21 protein-coding genes are annotated in these 25,667 nt (G+C 35.2%); 14 read left to right on the plus strand and 7 right to left on the minus strand.

Going from position 1 to position 25,667, the window contains the following annotated elements:
* Positions 1-3: 3 nt before the first annotated feature.
* From ABH959_RS20550 to ABH959_RS20560, 3 genes are all read right to left on the minus strand, one after another.
* Entirely contained in the window at positions 4-1,887 is a 1,884-nt protein-coding gene (locus ABH959_RS20550; protein ID WP_404448599.1) for a vWA domain-containing protein, read from the minus strand.
* Between the two features lie 3 nt (positions 1,888-1,890).
* On the minus strand, positions 1,891-2,784 hold the full coding sequence (locus tag ABH959_RS20555) for an ATP-binding protein (protein ID WP_000892986.1): 894 nt from the start codon (positions 2,782-2,784) through the stop codon (positions 1,891-1,893).
* Positions 2,785-2,911: 127 nt separating this feature from the next.
* A complete protein-coding gene (locus ABH959_RS20560) occupies positions 2,912-4,441 on the minus strand; it encodes a cardiolipin synthase (RefSeq protein ID WP_113937895.1) in 1,530 nt (509 codons plus the stop codon).
* 344 nt (positions 4,442-4,785) lie between these two features.
* On the opposite strand from ABH959_RS20560, the gene ABH959_RS20565 reads away from it, so the two are divergent.
* Together ABH959_RS20565 and ABH959_RS20570 are read left to right on the plus strand one after the other, a co-directional pair.
* A complete protein-coding gene (locus tag ABH959_RS20565; RefSeq protein ID WP_016097214.1) occupies positions 4,786-5,109 on the plus strand; it encodes a hypothetical protein in 324 nt (107 codons plus the stop codon).
* A gap of 729 nt (positions 5,110-5,838) precedes the next feature.
* Positions 5,839-7,542 carry a putative bifunctional diguanylate cyclase/phosphodiesterase gene (locus ABH959_RS20570; protein WP_113937896.1) on the plus strand — a complete coding sequence of 568 codons (1,704 nt, stop codon included), beginning with the start codon at positions 5,839-5,841 and terminating at the stop codon, positions 7,540-7,542.
* 31 nt (positions 7,543-7,573) lie between these two features.
* Here ABH959_RS20570 and ABH959_RS20575 read toward each other — a convergent pair whose 3' ends face one another.
* A complete protein-coding gene (locus ABH959_RS20575; protein WP_113937897.1) occupies positions 7,574-8,971 on the minus strand; it encodes an amino acid permease in 1,398 nt (465 codons plus the stop codon).
* Between the two features lie 448 nt (positions 8,972-9,419).
* Between ABH959_RS20575 and treR the strand changes: the two genes are divergently transcribed.
* The 3 genes from treR to treC all read left to right on the plus strand — a co-directional run bounded on the left by treR (position 9,420) and on the right by treC (position 13,374).
* Positions 9,420-10,130: a trehalose operon repressor gene (treR, locus tag ABH959_RS20580; protein WP_002063767.1), complete on the plus strand. Its 711-nt coding sequence runs from the start codon at positions 9,420-9,422 to the stop codon at positions 10,128-10,130.
* Positions 10,131-10,271: 141 nt separating this feature from the next.
* Entirely contained in the window at positions 10,272-11,699 is a 1,428-nt protein-coding gene (treP, locus tag ABH959_RS20585; protein ID WP_002063769.1) for a PTS system trehalose-specific EIIBC component, read from the plus strand.
* Positions 11,700-11,712: 13 nt separating this feature from the next.
* Complete coding sequence (treC, locus tag ABH959_RS20590; RefSeq protein WP_113937898.1) at positions 11,713-13,374, plus strand: alpha,alpha-phosphotrehalase; 1,662 nt, start codon at positions 11,713-11,715, stop codon at positions 13,372-13,374.
* 31 nt (positions 13,375-13,405) lie between these two features.
* Here treC and gerKC read toward each other — a convergent pair whose 3' ends face one another.
* From gerKC to gerKA, 3 genes are read right to left on the minus strand one after another with little or no spacing between them, the layout of a single operon-like run.
* Positions 13,406-14,530 (minus strand): spore germination protein GerKC, encoded by a 1,125-nt coding sequence (gene gerKC, locus ABH959_RS20595; RefSeq protein ID WP_113937899.1) that lies wholly within the window; start codon positions 14,528-14,530, stop codon positions 13,406-13,408.
* Positions 14,511-15,617 (minus strand): GerAB/ArcD/ProY family transporter, encoded by a 1,107-nt coding sequence (locus ABH959_RS20600; RefSeq protein WP_000185782.1) that lies wholly within the window; start codon positions 15,615-15,617, stop codon positions 14,511-14,513. Before ABH959_RS20600 ends, gerKC begins: the two co-directional genes overlap by 20 nt.
* On the minus strand, positions 15,598-17,100 hold the full coding sequence (gene gerKA / locus ABH959_RS20605) for a spore germination protein GerKA (protein WP_113937900.1): 1,503 nt from the start codon (positions 17,098-17,100) through the stop codon (positions 15,598-15,600). Before gerKA ends, ABH959_RS20600 begins: the two co-directional genes overlap by 20 nt.
* Positions 17,101-17,250: 150 nt before the next feature.
* Here gerKA and ABH959_RS20610 point away from each other — a divergent pair, with 150 nt between their 5' ends.
* From ABH959_RS20610 to ABH959_RS20650, 9 genes are all read left to right on the plus strand, one after another.
* Positions 17,251-17,937, plus strand: coding sequence for a CPBP family intramembrane glutamic endopeptidase (locus tag ABH959_RS20610; protein WP_113937901.1), 687 nt, complete (start codon positions 17,251-17,253; stop codon positions 17,935-17,937).
* Positions 17,938-17,960: 23 nt separating this feature from the next.
* Positions 17,961-18,932 (plus strand): phosphotransferase enzyme family protein, encoded by a 972-nt coding sequence (locus ABH959_RS20615; protein ID WP_113937902.1) that lies wholly within the window; start codon positions 17,961-17,963, stop codon positions 18,930-18,932.
* A 159-nt stretch (positions 18,933-19,091) separates the two neighbouring features.
* Positions 19,092-20,552, plus strand: a complete 1,461-nt coding sequence (locus tag ABH959_RS20620; RefSeq protein ID WP_002010512.1) for an alanine/glycine:cation symporter family protein — start codon at positions 19,092-19,094, stop codon at positions 20,550-20,552.
* Between the two features lie 10 nt (positions 20,553-20,562).
* Complete coding sequence (locus tag ABH959_RS20625; RefSeq protein WP_309473018.1) at positions 20,563-21,417, plus strand: amino acid ABC transporter ATP-binding protein; 855 nt, start codon at positions 20,563-20,565, stop codon at positions 21,415-21,417.
* Between the two features lie 12 nt (positions 21,418-21,429).
* A complete protein-coding gene (gene glnH, locus ABH959_RS20630) occupies positions 21,430-22,260 on the plus strand; it encodes a glutamine ABC transporter substrate-binding protein GlnH (protein WP_002125212.1) in 831 nt (276 codons plus the stop codon).
* Between the two features lie 87 nt (positions 22,261-22,347).
* Positions 22,348-23,004, plus strand: coding sequence for an amino acid ABC transporter permease (locus tag ABH959_RS20635; protein ID WP_002090963.1), 657 nt, complete (start codon positions 22,348-22,350; stop codon positions 23,002-23,004).
* Complete coding sequence (locus ABH959_RS20640; protein WP_113937904.1) at positions 23,005-23,649, plus strand: amino acid ABC transporter permease; 645 nt, start codon at positions 23,005-23,007, stop codon at positions 23,647-23,649.
* Between the two features lie 205 nt (positions 23,650-23,854).
* Positions 23,855-25,282, plus strand: coding sequence for an amino acid permease (locus ABH959_RS20645; protein WP_002010506.1), 1,428 nt, complete (start codon positions 23,855-23,857; stop codon positions 25,280-25,282).
* The gene (locus ABH959_RS20650; protein WP_404493106.1) at positions 25,257-25,634 is read left to right on the plus strand and encodes an OsmC family protein; all 378 of its coding nucleotides are present in this window, start codon (positions 25,257-25,259) and stop codon (positions 25,632-25,634) included. Before ABH959_RS20645 ends, ABH959_RS20650 begins: the two co-directional genes overlap by 26 nt.
* The last annotated feature ends 33 nt before the right edge of the window (positions 25,635-25,667 follow it).

Raw genomic sequence — 25,667 nt, forward strand, 5'->3', positions numbered from 1 at the left:
TTTCTATTCAATCGTCTTCAGTAATAGTTTCTTCAACAATGGTTTAATCTTCAGGCGTAAATCTTCAGCATGATTTGCAACTAAGAAGTGATGGTTATAAATGTTCTTCATTAATTGATAAGTTGCTTCTTTCGCTTCGCCTTCTTCGATGAAGATTCCGATTACTTCCATACCACTTTTACGAGCAAGTTTGACAGCTTCATGCGTATCTAAAATACCGTCTTGTTGATAGTCTAGCGCAGAAGGCTCACCGTCTGTAAAGACAAGTAAGAATTTATGTTTTTCTGGTCTTTTCGCAAGCTTTTCGGAAACGATACGAATAATATACCCGTCGCGGTTATCTTCTTCTTCGCGAAGTTGCATAATTTCTGGACCGACGTTTGGTAACGTTGAGTTTTTATACGTAACAACTTCATGGATAACGTTCGGTTTATCTTCAGGCTTAGCACTAGAAGCATCTTCCCAAAATCCACTAATAGCGTGCGGAATTTTTAAAGATTTTAAAGCTTCATGGAATAGGACCACACTCTTCTTCGTTTCTTCCATTTTGTTATACATAGAACCAGAGCAGTCCACTAATAGTTGGAATGCAACGTCGAGCTCTTGTGATTCTTGTCCTTTTTTATAAAACATACGCGGCTGCTTTTCAGTATAAATACGAAGGAATTTCTTACGAAGCCTTCCGTAATATTTATCACTGTTTGCATTCGTTTTGTTTTCAATTGTTTTTTCGATAATTTTCTTTAATTCTTTTACATCTTTATTAACGACTGATTTGATAGCTTGGTAATCTTTTTTCTCATCAGTATTCGATTTGCGAGCTTCTTTAAATGTATGAGAAGCTCCCACATTATACTTGCCGTATGCACCGTCGTTTTGGCTAGAAGTATGAGACGCTCTTGCTTCCTCTGTATCAGCACCATCAAAGTTAGATTGTGTACTTTTTTGGGAAGTACCTTGTACAGAACCAAGTGCTTGGTCACCATCTTCTGATTCACGAGCAGTATCACCCATCATATTTGTTTTTGTTCCGCTTTCTAAATCAAAGCGTAAAAAGTTCTCGTTTTCATTGTTTTTATTTTCACGGTGCCATGTCGAGAAGCTTTCATCCATTTTGTTTTTGTTATCATCGTCATCTAGGAGCTGCGTATCATCATTTGCTAATTTTTCAGCGCGACTGTCTTTCTCATCTGTAATAACAGATAAATAAAGCGGTGCATGTCCGAAATAATTATTAAGCATATCACTTTCAAGAAGTCCTTCTAAACGATAGCGAATTTTCTCAACAATATACATAATATCTTCCGTATTACGAGCTTGGAATGTTTCATGCAAAATTGATTCAATTTGCTCGAAATATTCATTATTAAACATTTCATATTTATCACTCGTTAATGAAAGATAGCATAGACAAAATAGACGATCACCGTGATAATTACGAACACGATTTATTTCATTTTGTGAGCCAAAGTAATTGCGATACATTTCTTTTCGGCGTTTAAAAATATGCTTTGTGCCAGGACGTAAATTTTTGACGATTTCCTCAACACGTAAATCTTCTAATAGAACAAATAATTGTGTTAAAAACTTTTTTAGAGGCGATTCTTGTAACTCAATCGCATAAGAACGAATTAAAGTCATGTCCGAGTAATGTTTATTACCAAGTGCCTTTAAGAACACTTCGCTTTTTAATCCGATTACTGTATCCTCTTCTTTTCGATCATCCCAAAAGTGACTAATGACAACCTTTTTTTCAATTTCGTCGTAGTATGCTTTATAGCCATACTCAAGATAGGCATCGTCTTCTTTTAGAAGAGCATACATTAAGTTTTCCATTTGTAGAAACAGCGACGCATCAATTTTTTTGTCACTAAAAATTTGTCTCATGAATTATCCCTCAAAGAAATAACTTTCTGCTAATTCACGGACAGTCATTTGTTCTGTTTCATCGTTTAATTTTGCGATAATACTACGTTCAATTGCACGCATAACAGGAATATATACACCTAAATCACATGCATCGATAATGCCACGAATACTAGCGGCTTCTTCACTTACGCGCCCATCACGAGCTAAAGGCATAAGATCGCTTGCGAATGCAACGAACTTTTCAATTGTTGCAACATCATTTAATTTTGATTCAGATAGTAATAGCTCTTTTAATGTATCACCTTGAATGTAAGGAACTTCAATAATAACGAAACGGTTTTTTAACGCTTCGTTTAGTTCACTTGTCCCAACATAACCTTCGTTAATCGCAGCAATTACGCGATATTCGTCATCACCGTATACAACTTCTTGTGTAAATGGGTTTGTAATCATTTTACGGTAATCTAATGCGCCGTGAAGAAGTGGTAACGTTTCAGGTTTTGCCATATTGATTTCATCAATATATAAGAAATGACCGTTCTTCATTGCTTTCATAAGAGGACCGTTAACGAACGTAACTTCAGATGCTCCGTCTTTCGTTTGTAATGTGTTGTATCCTAAAATACCTTCCACATCTAAATCGACAGAACAGTTAATGCTATGCATTGGTTTTTGGAATAAAGAAGAAAGAGTTTCTGCTAGTACGGTTTTACCACTACCAGTTGGCCCTTTTAATAGAATGTTTTTACCAAGTAAAAGTGCTGTAATGGCATCTTCAATAATGCTGTTATCAGATGCTTTATATATTTTCTTGCCAATTAAATGTGCATTTTCACCAGCTTCTTGTTTATTCTTTTCATGAATTGTAGAAAGCTGCTGTTTTAAATCAGAATGTATATGAAATTGTTCTAACATGTATTTCCCACCTAACATTATTTTCATAAAGTAATACATCTTATGATAACTTGTTTTAATATGGTATGCAAAGAAAAGGAGAAGGGGGAAATATAAAAGAAAAAGCAATCAATATCACATTGATTGCTTATAGTAAAGGAGAAATGAGTCGCATAAAGGACTCTAATATTCTTTTTTTGATACTTCTTTTTTGGAACGAGTTCCATTTAATTTCATTGGAGTGTTTAAAGTCTTCTTCAAAATCATGTTTAATATCATGAACGGTTTCTGATTCATATAGTACGCTAATAATTTCATAATTCAATTCAAAGCTACGTACATCCATATTTGCTGTTCCAATTGTTGCGATTGTATCATCAACGAGTACAATTTTTGCATGCATAAATCCATCTTTATAACTGTAAATAGAAGCACCAGCTTTTAAAAGTGGAGTGAAATAGGATTGAGATGCTTGATCGCTAATAATACTATCACTCTTACCAGGATATAAAATACGTACATCTATGCCAGATATTGCACTTAGGCGTAATAATGTTAAAGTTTCTTGATCCGGAATAAAGTATGGTGTAGCGATCCAAATAGATTTTTTGGCTGAGCCCATAATAGCTAGTAATGTATTACGAATACTTTTATCATCTGAGCTTGGTCCACTTGCTACAATTTGCACCGCACCTTCTGCATCCGGAATTTCTTTTCCTGGGAAGTATTGTCTATTCATAAATTGATCCCAAGAATAAGTATTCAATCCACTAGACGCATAAAGCCAATCTTCTAGAAAGATGGCTTGTAATTTATACAATGCTTTTCCTTCTATTTTTAAATGACTATCACGCCAAACAGGGAATTTTTTTGAGCGACCAAGATATTCATCACCGACGTTGAGCCCTCCGGTAAAACCAATTTCTCCATCTACAATGACGATTTTACGGTGATTACGATAATTAACTGTCTCGAGTAACCAAGCTGAAAAAATAGGGTCAAATTCGACAATTTCAATTCCAACTTTTTTCATAGGTTGTAAAAATCGTCGTCTTAACGTATTACTTCCGAGTCCATCATAAAGGAAGCGTACAATAACACCATCTTTTGCTTTTTGTATTAAAGCATCGCGTACTTTTTTACCAATCTCATCAGATTTATAAATATAGTATTGAATATGTATGTGATGTTTTGCATTCTCGATTGCGTTCAAAATTTCTGAAAAGGTTTGATCACCGTTTGTTAAAAGTTTTGTTGTCGTTCTATCCGCGGCAGGCCCGCCTCCGAATTTTTGTACGACTTCTGTTAAATGTATAGAACGTTCATGTAATGGGACTGTGAGTGATAATTCTAGTCGTCTTCCTTCTAATATTTCGCGGAATAATTTTCTTTGTTCTTCTGAACGATGAAGATGTTTTTTTCTTCTCCAACGGCTACGCCCGAAAATAGAGTATAAAAGTACACCTACAACAGGAAGAAGTGCTAATACTAAAAACCACGCTAAGGTGCTTTGGGGTGATCTATTTTCGATAAAAATAACGAATGAAATTCCTACGATTGTGATGGACCATAGAGCACCAACAAACGTATATAACGAAATAACCGATGTATTTAATAGGAAAAGAACGATAGATACGATTGTAAATATTAATAATAATTGAACGATAGGTTTCTTCATTTCTATATAATTCCTCTAATCTTTCTTAAATATAGACTTCTTAAATAGAAGATATAATCTGACATCCTTATTATAAAGTGTTTTGTTTTTTTTACAAAATATAGACATTTGTCCTATACTTTCCGCATTTGTCCTACATACAGTATATTGTTACGTTGTTATCCCGCTATTTGCTGGTTAATGATCAGTGTAGGAGGGACAAAACCCTTGCCTCTTATATAGGAAAGGGAATGAGGTTTCTTTCCTGGATTTGTAGCAGGTGCATTATGAAGCCCAGGATATGGTTATCCATATTACGCGAATTCTTCTTATTAAGGTGAGGAAATGGAAAGGAGAGGGAAATAATGAATTATATAGAAAATAACGGATTGTATTATCGTCATAATCATGGAGGGCACCATCATAATGGCGGACATAATCACCATGGTGGGCACAATCATTATGATCATCATCATCATCACGGTGGTGGATGGGGCTGGGGTGGCGGCTCGTGGGGCGGAGGATTTTTCCCAGGAAGTTTTGCTGGAGGCATGTTAGGTGGGCTTACAGCTGGCGCATTAACGGGTGCAGCAGGTGGAGGCTACTATCCAGCACCGTACCCAGTAACATATCCAGCACCATATCCAATGCCATACCCGGGTTATCAGCAAATACCATATCAGTATTAAACTAAAAAAGAGGATATCCTCTTTTTTAGTTTAATATTTTATTTATAAAATATTTCCAAAAACAAGGTGAAAATATGTTAATATTTTGTTATTATAATTCAATATGTTAAATGCAAATTTTGGCTTTATCCCGCTATTTGTGGGTAGTAAAACCCCCACTGATTAAAGTTTCACTTTATATTAGTATTCGTGAATCGTTGCATTTTGTATATTAATCTCTATTTCATTATGTATCGGCAGTTAGATTTACATCTTAACATTTAATGAAATAAAAGAGGTTAGGTGTGAGGTCGTATTAGTAGGGAGCAGAGGCTAATAGTGATGAAATTGTCACTTTACAAATTCAAAGAATGTAAGAGAATACTGTATAATAAGCTTAGATAAGTAGAGAGATGAGAAGCTTCTACTATAATTAAAACAGCACCATATTGCTTTTTTTTATAAATAATATTATGTTATTTTAATCGGCCTATTTAGAAAAAAATTGTGATTTATCCCGCATTAACGGGCAGTAAGACTCCCACCTCAAAATTCGGTGAATGTGAGGAAGTTAGGTGGGAGATAAAAGCCCAATTGGTGAAGGCTAATAATCAGTGGGGGATGAACACCCCCCCACTGATTAAAGTTTCATTTTATGTAAAGGCGTATTGTTAGAAAATGAAATATCTCTATTTCTATGAAGAGAAACGAGTTGTGTTTTAGTCAGATAGGAAGCAAGGAGAGGTGCGCATGCTAGAACAAAGAGGTCATGCATTATATGACTCTTCATTGCAAGATTTAAAATTAGCATTAGATGAGTCTTCAATTGTTGCTATTACAGACCGAAATGGTCTTATTACATATGTGAATGATAAATTTTGTAAAATCTCAAAATATAAAAGAGAAGAGTTAATAGGAAAAGATCACCGTATTTTAAATTCCGGATATCATCCGAAAGCATTTTTTCAAATCCTATGGAAGCGTATTTTGAGTGGAAAAGTTTGGACGGGGGAAATTCGAAATCAAGCAAAAGATGGTTCGTATTATTGGGTTAAAACAACAATTGTTCCATTTTTAAATGAAAAGGGAGAACCTTATCAATTTATTGCAATTCGAAATGATATAAGTAGTAGGAAAGAAGCAGAACAAAGATTACGATTAAGCGAAAGTCGTTATAGGGAACTTGCTTATCATGATGCGTTAACAAGTTTACCGAACCGTTTACAGTTAATTACGACTGTAAATAAGATGATTGCAGAGAAAATAGAGTTTGGCATGATTTACTTTGATTTAGATCGTTTTAAATTAGTGAATGATACGTTAGGTCATATGATAGGAGATTTACTTTTAAGCGAAGTTGCTTCACGGTTGCATTATGTGCTAGGAGAGAAAGATGTTCTAGCTAGGCTTGGTGGCGACGAATTTGTACTGTTAACAAAAACTCATACACATGATGAGATGAGGCAGTTAGCGACATCCGTGTTGTCATGCTTTCAAGCGCCATTTATGCTTGAAGGTCATGAAGTATATATTTCAGCTAGTCTAGGACTTTGTTCCTATCCGCAAGATGGAAAAGACGTTGAAACGTTATTAAAAAATTCGGATTTAGCCATGTATAGTGCGAAAGAGCAAGGAAGAAATGTGGCGTGCTTCTTTACAGATGAATTACGTGCGAAAATAAACCGTAGAATGAAAATAGAATTTGCTTTGCAAAAAGCGATTCGTGACGAAGAATTAAAAGTGGCATTACAACCCATTATTGATTTGAAAACAAAGAAATGTACTGGTATTGAGGCTTTAGTACGCTGTAAGACAGAAGAAGGTCCTATTTCGCCAAGTGAATTTATCCCTGTAGCTGAAGAGTGTGGACTTATTATAAAACTAGGAGACTGGGTACTAGAAAAGTCATGTCGACTGTTTAAAACTTTACCAGATTATCAAGAGGGACTGAAGTTATCTGTTAATTTATCAATACAACAATTGATGCAAAAGCGATTTATTTTATCTGTTCGTAGTATATTGAAGCGAACAGGGTTTCCGCCAAATCGTTTAATATTAGAAATAACAGAAAGTATAGCTGTACGTCATTTTGATTATATTATTGCTACATTACAAGAATTAAGAAGTATGGGAATTTTAATCGCTTTAGACGATTTCGGAACAGGGTATTCCTCATTATATTATTTAAAACAACTACCACTTGATATTGTGAAAATTGATCGTAATTTTATTCGTGAGTTTCATTATGATCATGCACAACCAGAGCGAACGATTGTAAAATCGGTTATTGAAATCGCCCATAGTTTAAATTTATTAGTGGTAGCTGAAGGGGTAGAAACGGTAGAACAAGAAAGTTTATTAAAATCAATGAGTTGCGACTTTGTACAAGGTTTTTATTATGCGAAACCGTTAGATATAGGGGAACTAAAAGAAAAATTATTAACTGATTTTTAATAAAAAAAGAGAAGCGAAAAGCTTCTCTTTTTTATTGTTTTCTTTGTGAATCTTTCATTAAAACTGGATAAAGAAGAAGACCTAATACAAACAAACCAATGCCTAAGAAGAATGTTTTTAAATCAGCAGTTCCCGTTTTAATAACCCATAAGGAATATAAAAATGCTAATGCAGTAATGATCCCATCTTTTACTCGAGATCCAGGCATTATATCATACGTTTCCCCCGTAATAACTAATTTTAACTGGTACAAGGTAGAAACAAGGTACGGGATTAAAAATGCTAATGTTGCTACAACAATAGCGAAATTATATGCTTCTGAAACAGTACCAGAAATCGTCGAAAATAAGAAAATTTGTGTCATCACATTTGTAATAAATAATGATTTTGAAGGACTTCCTTTTTTATTCGTTTTTCCGAAAACCTTAGGGAAAAGTCCTTTTTTTGCTGCTTGGTAAGGTACTTCTGAGCTAACAACGATCCAGCCTACAGTAGATCCAAATAAAGATACGAGCGCAAGTAGTGCCATTATATAAGCACCTTTAGTACCAATTGCTAAATTTAAAGCATCTACTAATGGCTTTTGAGACTCTTTTAAAGCATCTTGCGAGAGAGCGCCCATTGTGAGTAGAGTAATTGCCATGTAAATAAGAAGAGCGATAATTAATCCGAAAATCGTAGCTTTCTTAACATCGCGCTGAGATTTTGCGCGGTTAGAGAGCATAACTGCTGACTCAATACCGATAAATGCCCAAAGTGTTGCGATAGCTGCTGAATTTATTTGTCCCCCCAACGAAATAGGTTGTCCAGCTTCATTCATAAATGTTTGACCGTCCCCGAAATTAGAGGCATTAAAAATAAATAATGTAATAACAATAAACATTGTAAATCCGATAATCTTTGCAATGGTAGCAAGAAGGTTCATATTTCCGGCTCTATCAATATTTTGAGACAGAATATATTGAATCCCCCATAACATAAGGCTACATACCATGAAAGTTAATCCTTTTCCGAGCTCTAGTGAAAATCCATTTATTGAAAAGAGAATTTGCTTACTTTGTAAAACAGGAAAGAAGGTTGATAAATATCCTGCAAAGGAAATAATTACAGATGCTGTAGCAGCCCAATTAGCAGCCCAGTACCCCCAAGCCATACTATATCCTGCAACTTTACCTGCTTTTTGGGAAGTAAACATTGCTTGGGCGTAACTTTGTGGTCCTGCTGTTAATTCTGGTTTACGAATTGCTAAATTACCAAATACGAGAGCGATCATAAATACACCCAGTCCTGTAATGCTCCATGCAAGTGTAGATCCCATTGGACCTGATACTTGCGCTAAGTTTGCTGGAAGCATAAATACACCGCCACCAACCATATTCCCGATAACAAAAGCTATTAAAATCCATAATCCCCATTTTTTCGTTTCCATTTTTGTTAACTCCTTTGTAGTAAGTTTTGCTTAAACATCATTTTTTACTAGCATTTTTGGCAATAAAAAAAGAGCCATGTAGATAAAAAATACCTACATGGCTCTTTGCCAAAGCGTAGGTACAACGGGAATAACCCTTGTACCTACGCGTAATTTTTCCGCTAGGTTTCAAGGGTTAAGTATGATGATGATGTTTTTGTGCAAATGTAACTACAGTTGTATAAGTAAGCATAGTTCTTTGCTCCCTTTCTCCTCTGATTTTGAAGTTAGTATACTATATGTTTTTTTGAATGAAAAGAAAAATATTAAAAAATTTATAAAAATACGTTTTAGGGACTAAATATTTACCTATAGTTTTCTTGTACTGGAAAATAAGTGAGAGATTGGCAGAAGAGTATAGCGTGGTATAATACATATAGAATTAGAAGGTGACAAGGGGCTATTGTAGATGATGAGTAAGTATGAACAAATTTATACAGAAATCAGCAAGTCTATTGATAATAAACAATTAAAAGAAGGATGCAAAATTCCATCAGAAACGGAATTAATGAAGCAGTACGAGGCAAGCCGGGGTACTGTAAGAAAAGCTGTAGATTTATTGCAAGAGCGTGGATATGTTCAAAAAATACACGGAAAAGGTGTTTTTGTATTAAAGCGCAAAAACATTGAATTTAACTTTGGTGGTATTGTAAGTTTTCAAGAAGAAAATGAACGTTTAGGACGTTACTGTATTACAGAAGTCGTGGAAATAGAGAAAATGAAAGCGACGAAAGATGTAGCAAAGTTATTAAATGTGAAAGAAAAAACGGAAATAGATCATATTAAACGCGTACGAAATATTGATGGAGAAAAAGTAATTTTAGATATAAACCATTTTGTATCGGAATATATTCCAGGATTAACGAGAGAAATTGCAACTGCATCGATTTATAAATACATCGAAAAAGAATTAGGACTACATATTAGCTATTCACAGAGGGTAATTGAAGTACAGCCATGTACAGATGATGACCGAAAGTATTTAGATTTAAATGGAACAGACTATGTTGTCGTTGTAAAAAACTTTACTCATTTATACGATGGGAGTCAGTTCGAATATACGGAATCACGTCACCGCTTAGATATTTTTCACTTTTCGGATGTGGCGCGAAGAAAATAAAGAGATGGAGCGAAATAATCGTTCCATCTCTTTATTTATAAAAAAATCATCAACTTATATATATGAGTGTTGACTAACTTATATATACGAGTTAATATGTAAGTGTAAACGGTATCAAAAAAAGAAAAGAGGGACGGGAATATGGGGAAAGACTATCGTAAAACAGCAGAAGAAGTGTTGCAGTATATTGGTGGGAAAGACAATATTGAACAAGCTGCGCACTGTGTAACGAGGCTACGTATCGCTTTAAAAGATGAAAATAAAATAGATAATGATAAATTACAGTCTGTTTCATTAGTAAAGGGAGCGTTTCATAACGCTGGGGTATTTCAAATTGTAATTGGTCCAGGTGATGTCGATCGAGTATACGCTGAATTGATAACGCTTGCAGGTATGGAAGAATCGACAGTAGCTGACGTAAAAGGTTCAGGGGATAAAAAATTAAATCCAGTTCAAAAGTTTGTAAAAGTATTTTCAGATGTATTTATGCCGATTTTGCCAGCAATTATTACGGCAGGTTTACTAATGGGGATTAATAATCTGTTAGGGGCAAAGGACTTATTTTTTGATGGGAAAAATTTATTAGAAGTATATCCGAACTTAGGTGGGCTTTGGGATTTAATTAATATGATGGCCAATACAGCATTCGTATTCTTACCGGCACTTGTTGGTTGGTCAGCAACGAAGCGCTTTGGTGGTAGTCCAATACTAGGGATTGTTATGGGATTAATGCTTGTGCATCCGGCCTTATTAAACGCGTGGGATTATGGAAAAGCAGCGACTGGTTTAGAGGGACAAAAGATTGAGTACTTCGATATTTTAGGGCTATTCCAAATTGAAAAGGTAGGGTATCAAGGTCAAATTTTACCCATTTTAGTAGCAGCATTCGTATTAAGTAAAGTTGAAATCTTCTTAAAGAAACATGTGCCAAACGCAATTCAATTATTAGTTGTACCAATTACAACAATCGTTGTAACAGGTGTATTAGCGTTAGGAATTATCGGTCCAGTTACACGTCATATTGGCGATTTATTAACGGCTGGATTAGTTGGCGTATATGAAACGGTACCAGTACTTGGAGCAGTATTATTTGGAGCATTATATGCACCGCTCGTAATTACAGGAATGCATCATATGTTTATTGCAATTGATTTGCAGCTAATTGCACAGCACGGCGGTACATTTATTTGGCCGATGATTGCTCTTTCTAACATTGCACAAGGTAGTGCGGCACTAGCGATGTTCTGGATTTCTAAAAATCAAAATGATAAAAGTATGGCATCAACATCAGCAATCTCAGCGTACTTCGGTATTACAGAGCCAGCGATGTTCGGTGTGAATTTAAGAAATAAATTCCCGTTCTATGCAGCGATTATTGGGTCTGCTATAGCAGCGATATTTATTACATTAAATGGTGTATTAGCACCAGCAATCGGAATTGGCGGATTGCCAGCATTTATTTCTATCATTCCGAAATCGATTCCAATGTTTATTGTAGGGATGATAATCGCAGTAGTAATTCCATTTACATTAACATGGTTATTTGCGAAACGAGTAAAACAGAAGTAGGAGGAAATTAAGCATGAAAGATTGGCATAAAAGTGTAGTCTATCAAATTTATCCGAAGAGCTTTAATAGTTACTATAATAAAGAAACCGGTGATATAAAGGGAGTTACAGAGAAATTAGATTATTTAAAGGAACTTGGAGTGGATTATATTTGGTTAACACCGATATACCGATCACCACAAAATGACAATGGATACGATGTAAGTGATTATTACAGCATTGATCCATCTTACGGGACGATGGAAGAGTTTGAAGAGCTTTTAAAAGAAGCGAAAGTACGTGACATTGAAATCATGCTTGATATCGTTGTAAATCATAGTTCAACGGAGCATAAGTGGTTTAAAGAAGCAAAAGAAGATAAGAATAGTCCGTATCGAAATTATTATATTTGGCGTGATGAAAAGAATAATTGGCAGTCTAAATTTGGAGGATCTGCTTGGAAATATGATGAGAAAACAGGGCAATATTTTTTACATCTATTTGATGAGACGCAAGCTGATTTAAACTGGGAAAATGAAAAGCTTCGTGAAGAAGTGTACGATATGATGCGCTTTTGGCTCGATAAAGGTGTAAAAGGATTCCGCCTTGATGTTATTAACTTAATTTCAAAAGATCAAAGATTTTTAAGTGATGAAGGCACCACTGCTACAAGTGATGGGCGTAAATATTACACAGATGGTCCACGCGTCCATGAATATTTACAAGAGATGAGCCAAAATGTTTTTGAAGGGAAAGATGTAATTACAGTTGGAGAAATGTCATCTACGACAATTGATAATTGTATTAAATATTCGAATCCTGAGCGCAATGAACTAAGCATGACGTTTAGTTTCCATCATTTAAAAGTAGATTATCCGAATGGTGATAAGTGGACGAAAGCTGATTTTGATTTCATTAAATTAAAAGAAATTATGTCTAATTGGCAAATTGAAATGCAAAAGGGCGGAGGATGGAATGCGTTATTCTGGTGTAATCATGACCAGCCTCGTATCGTTTCACGGTTTGGTGATGATGAGAAGTACCGAAATGAATCTGCGAAAATGTTAGCGACAGCTATGCATATGTTGCAAGGAACGCCTTACATTTACCAAGGTGAAGAAATCGGTATGACGAATCCTAAATTCGAGTCCATCGAGCAATATCGTGATGTAGAGTCGTTAAATATATATGATATAAAGCTAGAAGAAGGATTATCAAAAAAAGAGATTATCGGGATTTTAAAACAAAAATCTCGTGACAATTCCCGTACTCCGATGCAGTGGAATGAAGAGGTGAACAGTGGTTTTACAACAAGTACACCTTGGATTTCTGTGGCTGAAAATTTTAAAGAAATAAACGTAGAGAAGGCATTAGAAGATAGAGAATCTGTATTTTATCATTATAAAAAGCTAATTGAACTTAGAAAAAAATACGATGTCCTTACAGAAGGGAAATATGCTATTTTAGATGGAAATCATCCTAGCATTTGGGCGTATACACGTACTGTAAATAATGAAGTATTACTTGTTATAAATAACTTCTATGGAGAAGAAATAACGTATTCTGTACCAGTTCATGTTCAATTAGATGGTATGAAACAAGAAGTATTATTATCAAATTACAAAGATTCAAGTAAAGATATTACCAATCTTAACTTAAGACCGTATGAGTCAATTGTATATCGTTATATGAAATAAAAGGTTGGATGCCGGCGGGCGTCCAACCTTTTTATTTTAAGACGCCACTATATAAAATCTTTACTTCTACTTCCGGTTTAAATTTTACCTTTGCATAATCTTTATTCCAATTCTTTTTCTTCCATAACTCTGGATGATAAGCGATAAGATTTCTACCTATACCGAAAGCGTCACAATTTGCTTTTTGTAGCTTTTTCGTTATTTGTTTTGCTTCTTTTGTGAGCTGCTTAGATAATTCTTTGTTTAGTTTTTTTCTTTCTCCCATTTTATAAAGATTATCTCTCGGTGCTTCAAGAGCGATTACTTGTAGCTTTAGTTTTAGATGAGCGTAAACATTTCCTTTTTTGTCAGTCGTTATATTCAAGTCTCTTTTTAGTTTCCGATTGCTCACTTCCATTGTTAAATAATCAGATGTCTTCTCTGATTCATCGCTAGTAAGTTTTTGGGTTATACGGGCACTTGTTCCCATTTTTCCGGTTAATAACACGAATAGAACAGATTGTTTCAAAGGTAAATGCCCAGTTAATTTATCGTTGTTAAATAAAGCTAACCCGTTTGTAATTACTTCTTTTCCTTTTATTTTTATAGAAGGGAGGGTAAAGTCTTTACCGGGATCTAACATTTTTGTAGCAGCTGTTTCTAAAGTTTCTTTTGGAAATACACTCATATCTTCTAAGCTTTTCACTTTTTTCTTTAGAAAATCTCCAATTAGTAAATTTCCTACCTTCTTTTTTTCTAGTACCTCGGATGTTTCACCATCTACTGCAATAAGTTTTACTAAAGCAGTTGGGTTTGTTGGGTCCCGAAAGCTGACATCTAAATAGGGGAGTATACCTTTTTTTAGAATTTTGGTTCCTAGTAATTGAACACCATATTTAAAATAGCGAATATTCCCAGTCACATTTTTTTTTAGGGCATCGCTTGTATCCCTTATGTTATGCCCGTTTGCTGAATGTATTTCATTCTCGAATGAAGATTGCTCTCCGCTTGAACTTTTTACGAGTTCAAGCGTTTGCTGAAGTTTATTTTCTTCCGTAATATCATATCCAATGCTATAAGCTAATCTCGCTTCTCTTAATGGTTCTTGATCCCAACAGCCAGAAAGGAATGCACTAGTACATAATATAAAAAGTAATTTAACTCTTTTTTGGAACATACTGTTCTCCTTTCTTATTCCTTATTACTGAATAAAGTAGAAATAAAAGAGGGAGGACAACTATGAAAATATACGTGAACTTATCAGTAAAAGTTGCAATTACTTTTAATTCTTCAGGTGTATCTATAAATAGGGCTACACTAAAAGCAATAATACCAACGATTGGAACAGCCTTTTTATGATTAGCCAGATTGAAGATATGTCCAATTCCTATAGAAGCGGCACAGTAATAACTAGCAATAGAAGCTACAACAGTTATCATCCATATTGGGATGAATAGTAAATCGGTTCGGTCTATAATCCCAATATGCAGAGAACGCAATAAGTAAGCAACTGGCTCTGGAATAAGTTCAACTTGTTTTGGACTAAATACGATAAAGCAAATCCAAACAGTAAAAGTATAAAAAAGAGTTACAAATCCATTAGCGATAGAAATTGCTTTCAGTTTTGCCACAGAACTCCCGTTTACTTTTGGGAAAGCGATAAGAATAATCTCAAAACCATACATAGCTGTAATGGTTTCTTTTGATGCTTGAATAATATTCCACCATCCGGCTTCTGTAATTGGAAAAATGTAAGAAAAATCAGCTCGTGTAAGCCCTAGGGCAATTAAAAGAGCCATTGGTAAAATGAGAATAGAAGCCATGACGTAAAACCGTACGATGACTTTGAACGTATTATAAGCTATGTAACAACAAGCTATTGTAAATAGCATGAGGGTGGCATACCAAGGAGTTGCTTGTAATATCCAAACTTTAATGACATTACAAGCATTTAACATAACCGTCATACCGATAAGGGTAAAATAAAAAACATAAGCAAAACCTAATAGTTTTCCAAACTTATTCCCAAATAGCATACAAACACTTTCATACATATCTGCATCAGGAAATCGTTTTAAGAAAAGCCACATAAGTAAAATAATAAGTTGAATTGCAAGACCAGCGATGAGAGCAGAAATCCATCCGCCACCTTTCGCTATTGGGTGAAGACGGTTTGGTAGAGAAAGTATACCAACTCCGATTTGGCATTGAATAACGAAAAAGGTAAATTGAACAAGTGAAATTTTACTTTGCGTGTTTGTCACCGTTCTCATCCTCTCTCGTTACATGTTGTCGTTGCATTTTTTTCGGTTTTGAATCATGTGGTCGTTCCCAAAATGACCAAATTGGTAGTCGTACAAAAGAGTCTTTCATATCTTTTATCCGCATCGGAGCAACAGGAGAAAGATAGGGGGTATGAAATGAATGTAACTGGCATAAATGAACGAAAGTTATAATGAGACCGAATGATATTCCTACATAGCCGAATATGGCAGCAAGGAGCATTAACGGAAAACGAAGAATCCGAACTGCGGAACTCATATCATTTGATGGAACAAGAAAAGATGAGATTGCAGTTAAAGCTACAACGATAATCATTGTATAAGAAACGAGACCGGCTTTTACAATTGCATCACCAATTACTAAACCACCTACAATACCGATTGTTTGTCCAACTCGGCTTGGCAAGCGAATACCAGCTTCCCGTAATAATTCAAAGATTAATTCCATTAAGAGAGCTTCAAAAATAGGAGGAAGTGGCACTTTTTCTAATGAAGCTTTAATCGTATAAACAAGTTCGAGCGGCAACACATCAGGATGAAAAGCAACTGTTGCGATATATATAGCGGGCAAGAGAAAGGCAATCAAGAAACTGACTAAGCGAATCATTCGGATGAAAGAACCGACAATCCAGCGGTTATTATAATCATCTGGTGATTGATAGAAAGCAAATAACGTAACAGGAACGATAAGTGCAGTTGGATCTCCATCAGATAAAATAGCAACTCGTCCTTCCATTAAATTTGCTGCGACTCTATCTGGGCGCTCTGTATTTAATTGTTGCGGAAAGGGTGAGAAAGACGTATCCTCTATAAATTCTTGTATATATCCTGGAGGCATAAGTGCATCTGTCTTAATCGTTTCTAACCTTCTTTTTACTTCTGTAACTAGATCGTCATTAGCTATGTTTTGCATATAAGCAATTGCCACTTTCGTATGCATTTCTTCACCGAGTGTGAAATATTTAACGACGACATGTGGACTTTTTATGAGTTTACGAATAGAAGCTAAATTGGTTGCTAAATCTTCTACTAAACCAGTATGCGGTCCACGGACAATCCCTTCATTATCAGGTTCTGTTATATCTCTCTTTAAAGATAGAGCTGTTTCGAAAATACAAAAACTGTCGACGTGTTCATGAAAATATAAAGATTTACCTTGTAATAAAAGCTGCACACCATAATTTAAATTTGTTTCTTTTTTCATATTTAATGTGGCAAAAGCTTTATCTAAAGACAGATCCGATCGAGTTAATAATGGTTCAAGAGCTAATTGATGAATTAAATTTGGGTCTGCTAAAGATTCGATATATATAATTGTTCCTTTTCCATTTTGGAAAGGGACATCTAATTTTTTTATATCATCTGAATGACAGAGCTTATTTTCAATGTAATTAATATTTTCCGGAAGTGATGGAAACATATGCTTCGTTTTATTTTTTTGTTGGTTATTGCTTTGCTCTGTCATAAGGCCCACCCTTTTAGAATTGAATTATCACTGTTAATTTTTGCTTTTTATGAAAAAATTATGCTTATATTCTTTTAAAAAAAGTAGCTTGAAAGTTACGTTACGTCATCTTTTATACTAAAGAAAATAGGATATAGGGGGATGGTGTAGATGACTTTAAAATGTATGTGGGGATGGAAAGAAATTTTATATTTATTTGTTTTCGTATTTCTGATTGTACCAGTAATGATTGAATCTCTTTTTTACGATTATGCTTTAAAAATACTAGGGAACTCATTATATGCTGGAGTATTAATGGGACTTATAATGGCAGTGATATTTACATTTGTAGTTTATCTTTTTTGCATAAAAAGATATAAACTGTCGTGGAAAGATATTGGAATTCGGAAGCTTTCATGGAAAGATTTATGGTGGACATTTGTAGCGGTTATTTGTTTGATTGTAGTGAGTGTTGGAGTATTAATGATAATGGAGAAACTGGGGATTTCTTTCGAAAATAGTAAAACGGAGACGATCCAAAATGATAAATCAATATATGCGTTCTGTATCGCGGTAATTGGAGCAGCAGTTATATCACCAATCTATGAAGAAATTTTATATCGAGGTGTTTTTTATACGTTTTTTCGTGATAGATATGGCATATTGGGCGGGGTGATTATAAGTTCAATAATATTTACCGTTGTTCATATTCCAACATATAACACATTACCGGTGAATTTTTTAAGCGGTGTAGTATTCGCGTGGTTATATGAAAAAACAAATTCTATTTTATCGGCTATGATTGCACACGCACTATTTAATTTCATAGCAGTACTTCTTACATTTATGTCGAATTAAGAAGATATATAGGAGGGATACAAATGGAAATAGCGGTAGAACGTGTTTTTACAAAAGAGATTTTAACAAGAGCAGCAAAGGTATATCATGTAACGGTGGAAGAAAAGCCACTTGGTGATTTTGAAAATTATATTTTTAAGGCGAAGGGTAAAAATAATGAAGGTTACGTATTACGCTTAACCCATTCTTCTCATCGTTCTAAAAAAGAGGTAGAGGCCGAACTAGATTTTTTACGGTATGTTGCGGAGCATGGGGCAAAAGTGGCGGGACCTCGTAATTCAATATCTCAAAACCTTGTAGAAGAAATTGGAGCGGAAGATGGCACTTTCTTTTTTGCGTCTTTATTTACATATGCACAAGGTGAGCAAGTAAAAGGAGAAGAATCGCCTTATTGGGGAGATGCTTACTTTGAAGCGTGGGGAAAAGCGATTGGACAGCTGCACCGCCTTACAATGGATTATCCTAAAACAGACTACCGTGATACGTGGGAAGAGGATGAAAGTAGCATTGTTAATAGATTAGAAGATGAGAAGGTGAAAGGGATTGCCACTGTATTAATGGAGGAAATAAAGGCTCTTCCGGTTAAAAGAGAAACATTCGGGCTTATGCATGGTGATATTCATCCAGGTAACTTTCATTATGATGGAAAAGGGCTAACAATCTTTGATTTTGATGACGCTGCCTATAATTACTTCATTCATGATTTGGCAATGGTTCTTTATTACTCTGTTCTTTTTACACCGTGGACATTGGAGAAAAAGACGAAATTTGCTCGTAAACAGTTACAAGTGTTAAGAAAGGGGTACGAATATGAGCACAGGCTGGCGGATAGTTGGTATGAATCGTTACCGTTATTTTTACGGTTACGTGATATAGGCCTATACGGTACGATTCAAAAGAAATTTAAGGGGAAAGATATGCCAGAGGATTTTCAAAAGTTATCAGATGAGTTGTATGAAAGAATTATAAAGCAAGAGGCAATAGTGAATATATAATACAGAGATAAGGGAACAAAGTATATAAAATAAATATATACTTTGTTTTTTTATACAAAAATATGTTTATTTTATTAAAATAATATTGTTATAGATTCGGTATACACTTATAATTTTATATATATTCTGAATATTCTTTATAAAGAAGGAGGGGGAAAGTTGGAAGCTATCGTAAGTTGGATAAATAATATTGTTTGGAGTCCAGCACTTGTCTATTTATGTTTAGGAGTAGGTCTATATTTCTCCATTCGAACAAGATTTTTACAAGTAAGACATGTAGGAGAAATGGTGAAACTTACATTTCAAGGGGAAAAATCGGATGCGGGTGTTTCTTCGTTCCAAGCTTTAGCACTTTCATTATCAGGGCGCGTTGGAACAGGAAATATTGCAGGTGTTGCAACGGCTGTTGCCTTTGGTGGTCCAGGAGCTGTCTTTTGGATGTGGGCGGTGGCCTTTTTAGGAGCAGGATCGGCTTATGTAGAATCTACATTAGCACAAATATATAAGACGAAACATCAAGGACAATTCCGCGGTGGACCTGCTTATTACATTGAAAAAGGACTAGGTGTTAAATGGTACGCTTTAGTATTCGTTGCAGCGACAATTCTTGCAACAGGAATGCTGCTTCCAGGTGTTCAAGCGAATAGTATTGCTGTAAGTCTAGAAACAGCTTTTGGTATTAATACTTCTGTATCCGGGGCGGTATTAGTAGCGGCATTAGCACTTATTATTTTTGGTGGAGTTAAGCGAATTGTTAACGTAGCGCAAGTTGTAGTACCGTTTATGGCACTTGGCTATATTTTAGTAGCTTGTGTAATTGTAGCTATGAATATTGAAAAATTACCAGACGCTTTCATGTTAATTTTAAAAAGTGCATTTGCATTAGAAGCAGCTTTTGGCGGGATTATTGGTTTAGCAATTTCTTGGGGTGTAAAACGTGGTATTTATTCAAACGAAGCAGGGCAAGGAACTGGGGCCCATGCAGCAGCAGCAGCTGAAGTATCGCATCCAGCTAAACAAGGGTTAGTACAAGCATTTTCCGTTTACATTGATACATTATTTGTTTGTTCAGCAACAGCATTTATGATGATTATTACAGGCATGTATAACGTATTTGATGCAAGCGGAAAAAACTTTATCGTCAATAAATTAAATGGTGCACAGCCAGGTCCTGGTTATACACAGGCAGCAGTAGAATCTGTTTTCCCTGGATTTGGAAACGGTTTCGTAGCAATCTCTTTACTATTCTTCGCATTTACAACAATTATGGCTTATTACTACATTGCAGAAACGAATATAGCTTACTTAAATCGTGATAAAGACCGTCCTTGGATGTCTATCGTACTAAAGTTTGTATTCTTAGGAGTTGTATTCTACGGTTGTGTAAAAACAGCAGAAACAGCATGGGCTTTAGGAGATATTGGTGTAGGAATTATGGCATGGGTTAACATTATTGCGATTCTATTATTACAAAAACCGGCATTGATCGCATTAAAGGATTATGAAAAGCAGAAAAAAGAAGGAAAAGATCCAGTATTCGATCCGCAGAAATTAGGAATTAAAAATGCTGATTTCTGGGAGCATGAATACGGGAAAGACAAGAAAGAAGAAGTATCTTAAGAGAATAGAAATGAAGGAGCAAAGGGAAATCCCTTTGCTCTTTTTTATGGACAAAATGAAGATGAAAGTTATTTTTTTGCCTATTTTTGAATATAAAAAGAATGTACATGCTTTGTTTAGGAGAGGGGGGAGTATGGTGATAGAGTTTCGTAATGTAAATAAATATTATGGTAACTTCCAAGTTTTGAAAAATATTAATGTGCAAGTGAAAAAAGGTGAAGTGGTAGTAGTTGTTGGTCCTTCAGGATCAGGAAAAAGTACATTGCTTCGGTGTATAAATCAGTTAGAGGCGATTACTGATGGAGAGTTAATCGTACAAAATACAGATGTACACAATAAAAAAGCAGATATGAATGAATTACGCCGAAATATTGGTATGGTCTTCCAGCATTTTTACTTATACCCACATAAAACAGTTCTGCAAAATATTACACTAGCACCAATTAAAGTAAATAAAACTTCAAAAGAAGAAGCAGAAAAAACAGCGATGGTTTATTTAGAGAAAGTAGGAATCTCGGAGAAGGCAGGTGTATACCCTCATCAATTATCCGGAGGTCAACAGCAAAGGGTAGCTATTGCTAGAGGGCTCGCGATGCAACCGAAAATTATGCTATTTGATGAGCCTACGTCCGCTCTTGATCCAGAGATGATCGGAGAGGTGCTTGATGTTATGAAAGCGCTGGCTAAAGAAGGAATGACGATGGTCGTCGTCACACATGAGATGGGATTTGCACATGAGGTAGCAGATAGAATTTTATTTATGGATGACGGTCAAATTATCGAAGATACAACACCATCACAATTTTTTGCAAATCCTGAACAAGAAAGAGCACGTCTATTTTTAAGCCGGGTATTAAATCATTAAAGGAGGAATTTCATGCTTAAGATGAAAAAGTTGTTTACCCTAATCGTATTCTCATGTTTATTCGTGTTTATTGTTGCTGGGTGCGGGGGGAAAAAAGACGAGGCGAAAGAAACGAATACGAAGCAAGGCGGAGCTGTTGAGCAAATTAAGAAGCGCGGGAAGTTAGTAGTTGGAGTGAAGAATGATACGAATTTATTTGGATTGAAAAACCCTTCAACAGGGCAAGTAGAGGGATTCGATATTGATATCGCGAAGGCACTTGCGAAAAAAATTCTTGGTGATGAAAAGAAACTAGAGCTGAAAGAAGTAACGTCTAAAACACGTATTCCGATGCTGAAAAATGGTGATATTGATGCAATTATTGCGACAATGACAATTACGGAAGAACGCAAAAAAGAAGTAGATTTCTCAGATGTATATTTTAAAGCAGGACAATCGTTACTTGTGAAAAAAGGAAGCAATATTAAGAGCATTGATGATATAAAACAAGGCGTTAAAGTATTAGCTGTAAAAGGATCAACATCTACAAATAACATTCGCCAAAAATCACCAGAAGCAACAGTATTAGAGTTTGAGAATTATAGTGAGGCATTTACAGCGTTAAAAGCAGGTAAAGGCGATGTTTTAACTACAGATAATGCGATTCTTTACGGAATGGCAAAACAAGATTCTAATTATGAAGTTGTAGGGAAAATTTTCACGGATGAACCGTATGGAATTGCAGTACAAAAAGGTGCAGACGATTTAACGAAAGAGATTAATAGTTTATTAAAAGATATGAAAGCGAATGGAGAATACGATAAATTGTATGAAAAATGGATTGGTCAAAAACAAGAGAAGTAAAATGAAACTTTATTTCTCATGATAAATAGTAAGAGTGAGAGGATGAGAGTACTCATCCTCTTCTTGTAAAGAAAGAGGGGAGAATATGTGCCTGATTTTTCTATATTAACGAATAACATTGATATGTATTTAGAAGGATTTAAATATACGGTTATGTCCAGTGTAGTTGCACTAATAGGAAGTTTTGTTTTAGGAATTGTTATGGCAGTGATGCGAATTTCACCTATTCGTATTTTGAATTGGATTGGCTCTGCCTATGTAGAGTTTGTTAGAAATATTCCACTCGTATTAATTGCATTCATTTTCTATTTTGCTTTGCCTGTAATAGGAATTACTTTCAACGGTTTTGTAGCAGGGACAGTTGCGCTTACAGTTTATACAGCGGCCTTTATTGCGGAAGTAATTCGTGCTGGTATTTTATCAGTCGCGAAAGGTCAAATGGAAGCAGCACGTTCTTCAGGATTAACTTATACGCAAGCGATGTATCATGTCGTCTTACCTCAAGCGATGAAAATCGTCATTCCTCCTCTAGGAAATCAATTTCTCAATTTAGTAAAAAACTCTTCAATACTCGGAATTATTGCTGGAACGGATTTAATGTATCAAGGAGACTTAATTTCAACGAAGACGTTCGTTACGTTTGATGTATATATATTTGTCGGGATGTTTTATTTAGTATTAACAATTCCGCTAAGTATGCTAGTGCGTTATTTAGAAAAACGCTTGGCAAAGGAGGCGGTATAAATGGATTTTAAAGGAGCGATAACAGGTGATCATATCCTCTTTTTATTAAAAGGATTACTCATAACGTTAGAGGTAGCGCTCATAGCAATTGTACTTAGCTTTATTATTGGTAGTGTAATAGGAATATTGCGCTATACGAAAATACCTGTCGTCTCACAAACATTAGGCTTTATCGTGGAAGTCATTCGAAATTTACCGCTACTTTTAATTATATTTTTTACGTATTTTGCACTTCCGGAAGCGGGATTGAAGTTAGAAATTATAACAGCTGCAATTGTTGCTTTAACAATATTTGAAGCGGCAATGATATCTGAAATTGTTCGAAGCGGTCTATTATCTATCGAAAAAGGGCAGATTGAGGCTGCAAGGTCTTCTGGATTAACGTATGTGCAAGCGCTTTGGCATATTATTTTGCCGCAAGCATTAAGAAGAATGGTCCCCCCGCTTGTTAGTCAATTTATTTCATTGTTAAAAGATACGTCATTAGCGGTTGTTATATCATTGCCAGAGCTTATGCATAATGCTCAAATTATTAGCGGGCAGAATGTAAATTATATGATTCCGACATTTATACTAGCAGCCTGTATGTATTTTGTTGTAAACTACGGTTTATCAATTTTATCTAGAAGATTAGAAATACGTTAACTCTTACAAAAAAATGTAAGAGTTTTTTCCTTATAAATCCTTTTTTTCCTCAAATTAGTATTGCGAGCTCTTAATATTTGAATTTTTATATTGTTTTATCAGAAAAGTTTTAATTTTATATAGAAATTGTAATCGCTTTCGTGTATATTTTTATTATCAGAAAATTTTAAAAAGAGATAGGGGTACTTGTAGGGGGAGGATTAAGATGCAGCAAACAACGAATGAGCAATTACATCGTACGATGAAGAGTAGACATTTATTTATGATCGCACTAGGTGGTGTAATCGGAACTGGTTTTTTTCTAGGTTCAGGTTACACCATTAATCAGGCTGGACCAGGGGGAGCCATCCTTTCATATTTAGTGGGCGGATTTATTATGTATTTAACAATGCTTTGTCTTGGAGAGCTAACGGTAGCAATGCCAGTTTCAGGATCTTTCCAAAAGTATGCGACGAAGTTTATTGGACCAGGAACTGGATTTATGATCGGTTGGCTATACTGGATTGGATGGGCAGTAACAGTAGGATTAGAATTAACATCGATCGGTTTAATGATGAAAAGATGGTTTCCGAATGTTGATGTTTGGGTATGGTGTCTCGTATTCGGAGTTATTTTATATGCTTCAAATGCAATATCAGCGAAGAGTTATGCTGAATTAGAGTTTTGGTTCTCTAGTATTAAAGTAGTTACAATTATTGCATTCATTTTACTTGGTGGTAGCGCATTACTAGGATTCTTACCATACGATGGAAAAGAAGCAGCGCCTCTTTTCTCTAACTTTGTAAGTGATGGTGGGCTATTCCCAAATGGACTAGCTGCAGTGCTTCTTACGATGATTACAGTTAACTTTTCCTTCCAAGGAACAGAGTTAATCGGGATTGCAGCAGGAGAGAGTCAGAATCCTGAAAAAACAATTCCACGTGCGATTCGTAATACAGTATGGCGCATTATGTTATTCTTCATTTTAACAATGACAATTTTAGTAGGGTTAATTTCTTGGAAAGAAGCAGGGATAATTGAAAGCCCATTCGTAGTTGTATTTGATAAAATCGGTATTCCATATGCAGCTGATATTATGAACTTCGTTATTATTACAGCTCTTCTATCTGTAGCGAACTCAGGGTTATATGCAGCAACGCGTATACTATGGTCACTTGCAAATGAAGGAATGGCACCAGCTTCTTTCAAGAAAGTAAATAAACGTGGTATTCCGATTACAGCGTTAGTCGTAACGATTGCTGTAGCGGCGTTATCTTTATTAACAAGTTTCCTTGCAGAAGATACAGTATATATGTATTTATTATCTATAGCTGGTTTATCGGCTGTTTCAAGTTGGATCATTATTGCTTTATCACAACTTCGCTTTAGAAGTCAGTATTTAAAAGGCGGAGGAAAATTAGAGGACTTAAAGTATAGAACACCACTATACCCGCTTGTTCCAATTTTAGCTTTAATTACAAATAGCATCGTTGTTATTAGTTTAGCGTTTATTCCAGAACAACGAATGGCGTTATATTGTGGTATTCCATTTATCATTTTCTGCTACATATATTATTATATAAATAAGAAACGGCAGAAACCGATGAAAGTGGAGATGGAGACACCAAATGAAACTAACAATCAAACACGATGATATACAGGTGGATTTATCGTATGGTCAATTAGCGATTGGAAAAGAAAACGGATATTCACCGTTACAATTACTCGTGTCTTCTATCGCAGGATGTAGTGCAATTGTCTTCCGAACAATTTTAGAAAAGAAACGTATTACATACGATACGTTTACAATTGAAACTGAAATTGGTAGAAGTGAAGCTTTATCAAAACCAGTTGAAAGTGTTCATTTGCACTATAAAATTAAAGCGCAAAACATTACAGAAGAACAATTGGACAAGGCGCTACAACTTGCAGTGAAAAATTGCACGATTGTTCAATCGGTAAAGGATAGTATAAAAGTTACAGAAACAATTGAATTAGTAAAGTGAAACATAAAAACGTGAGAATAGGGCGCTCACGTT

Source organism: Bacillus sp. RC51, from assembly GCF_044908115.1.
In the GTDB taxonomy this organism is placed as follows: domain Bacteria; phylum Bacillota; class Bacilli; order Bacillales; family Bacillaceae_G; genus Bacillus_A; species Bacillus_A mycoides.

Bases quoted from the DNA above. Each gene is read 5' to 3' on its own strand.
- ABH959_RS20550 (WP_404448599.1), bottom strand. From the start codon at position 1,887: ATGAGACAAATTTTTAGTGACAAAAAAATTGATGCGTCGCTGTTTCTA.
- ABH959_RS20555 (WP_000892986.1), bottom strand. From the start codon at position 2,784: ATGTTAGAACAATTTCATATACATTCTGATTTAAAACAGCAGCTTTCT.
- ABH959_RS20560 (WP_113937895.1), bottom strand. From the start codon at position 4,441: ATGAAGAAACCTATCGTTCAATTATTATTAATATTTACAATCGTATCT.
- ABH959_RS20565 (WP_016097214.1), top strand. From the start codon at position 4,786: ATGAATTATATAGAAAATAACGGATTGTATTATCGTCATAATCATGGA.
- ABH959_RS20570 (WP_113937896.1), top strand. From the start codon at position 5,839: ATGCTAGAACAAAGAGGTCATGCATTATATGACTCTTCATTGCAAGAT.
- ABH959_RS20575 (WP_113937897.1), bottom strand. From the start codon at position 8,971: ATGGAAACGAAAAAATGGGGATTATGGATTTTAATAGCTTTTGTTATC.
- treR (WP_002063767.1), top strand. From the start codon at position 9,420: ATGATGAGTAAGTATGAACAAATTTATACAGAAATCAGCAAGTCTATT.
- treP (WP_002063769.1), top strand. From the start codon at position 10,272: ATGGGGAAAGACTATCGTAAAACAGCAGAAGAAGTGTTGCAGTATATT.
- treC (WP_113937898.1), top strand. From the start codon at position 11,713: ATGAAAGATTGGCATAAAAGTGTAGTCTATCAAATTTATCCGAAGAGC.
- gerKC (WP_113937899.1), bottom strand. From the start codon at position 14,530: ATGTTCCAAAAAAGAGTTAAATTACTTTTTATATTATGTACTAGTGCA.
- gerKA (WP_113937900.1), bottom strand. From the start codon at position 17,100: ATGACAGAGCAAAGCAATAACCAACAAAAAAATAAAACGAAGCATATG.
- ABH959_RS20610 (WP_113937901.1), top strand. From the start codon at position 17,251: ATGACTTTAAAATGTATGTGGGGATGGAAAGAAATTTTATATTTATTT.
- ABH959_RS20615 (WP_113937902.1), top strand. From the start codon at position 17,961: ATGGAAATAGCGGTAGAACGTGTTTTTACAAAAGAGATTTTAACAAGA.
- ABH959_RS20625 (WP_309473018.1), top strand. From the start codon at position 20,563: ATGAAGGAGCAAAGGGAAATCCCTTTGCTCTTTTTTATGGACAAAATG.
- glnH (WP_002125212.1), top strand. From the start codon at position 21,430: ATGCTTAAGATGAAAAAGTTGTTTACCCTAATCGTATTCTCATGTTTA.
- ABH959_RS20640 (WP_113937904.1), top strand. From the start codon at position 23,005: ATGGATTTTAAAGGAGCGATAACAGGTGATCATATCCTCTTTTTATTA.
- ABH959_RS20645 (WP_002010506.1), top strand. From the start codon at position 23,855: ATGCAGCAAACAACGAATGAGCAATTACATCGTACGATGAAGAGTAGA.
- ABH959_RS20650 (WP_404493106.1), top strand. From the start codon at position 25,257: ATGAAACTAACAATCAAACACGATGATATACAGGTGGATTTATCGTAT.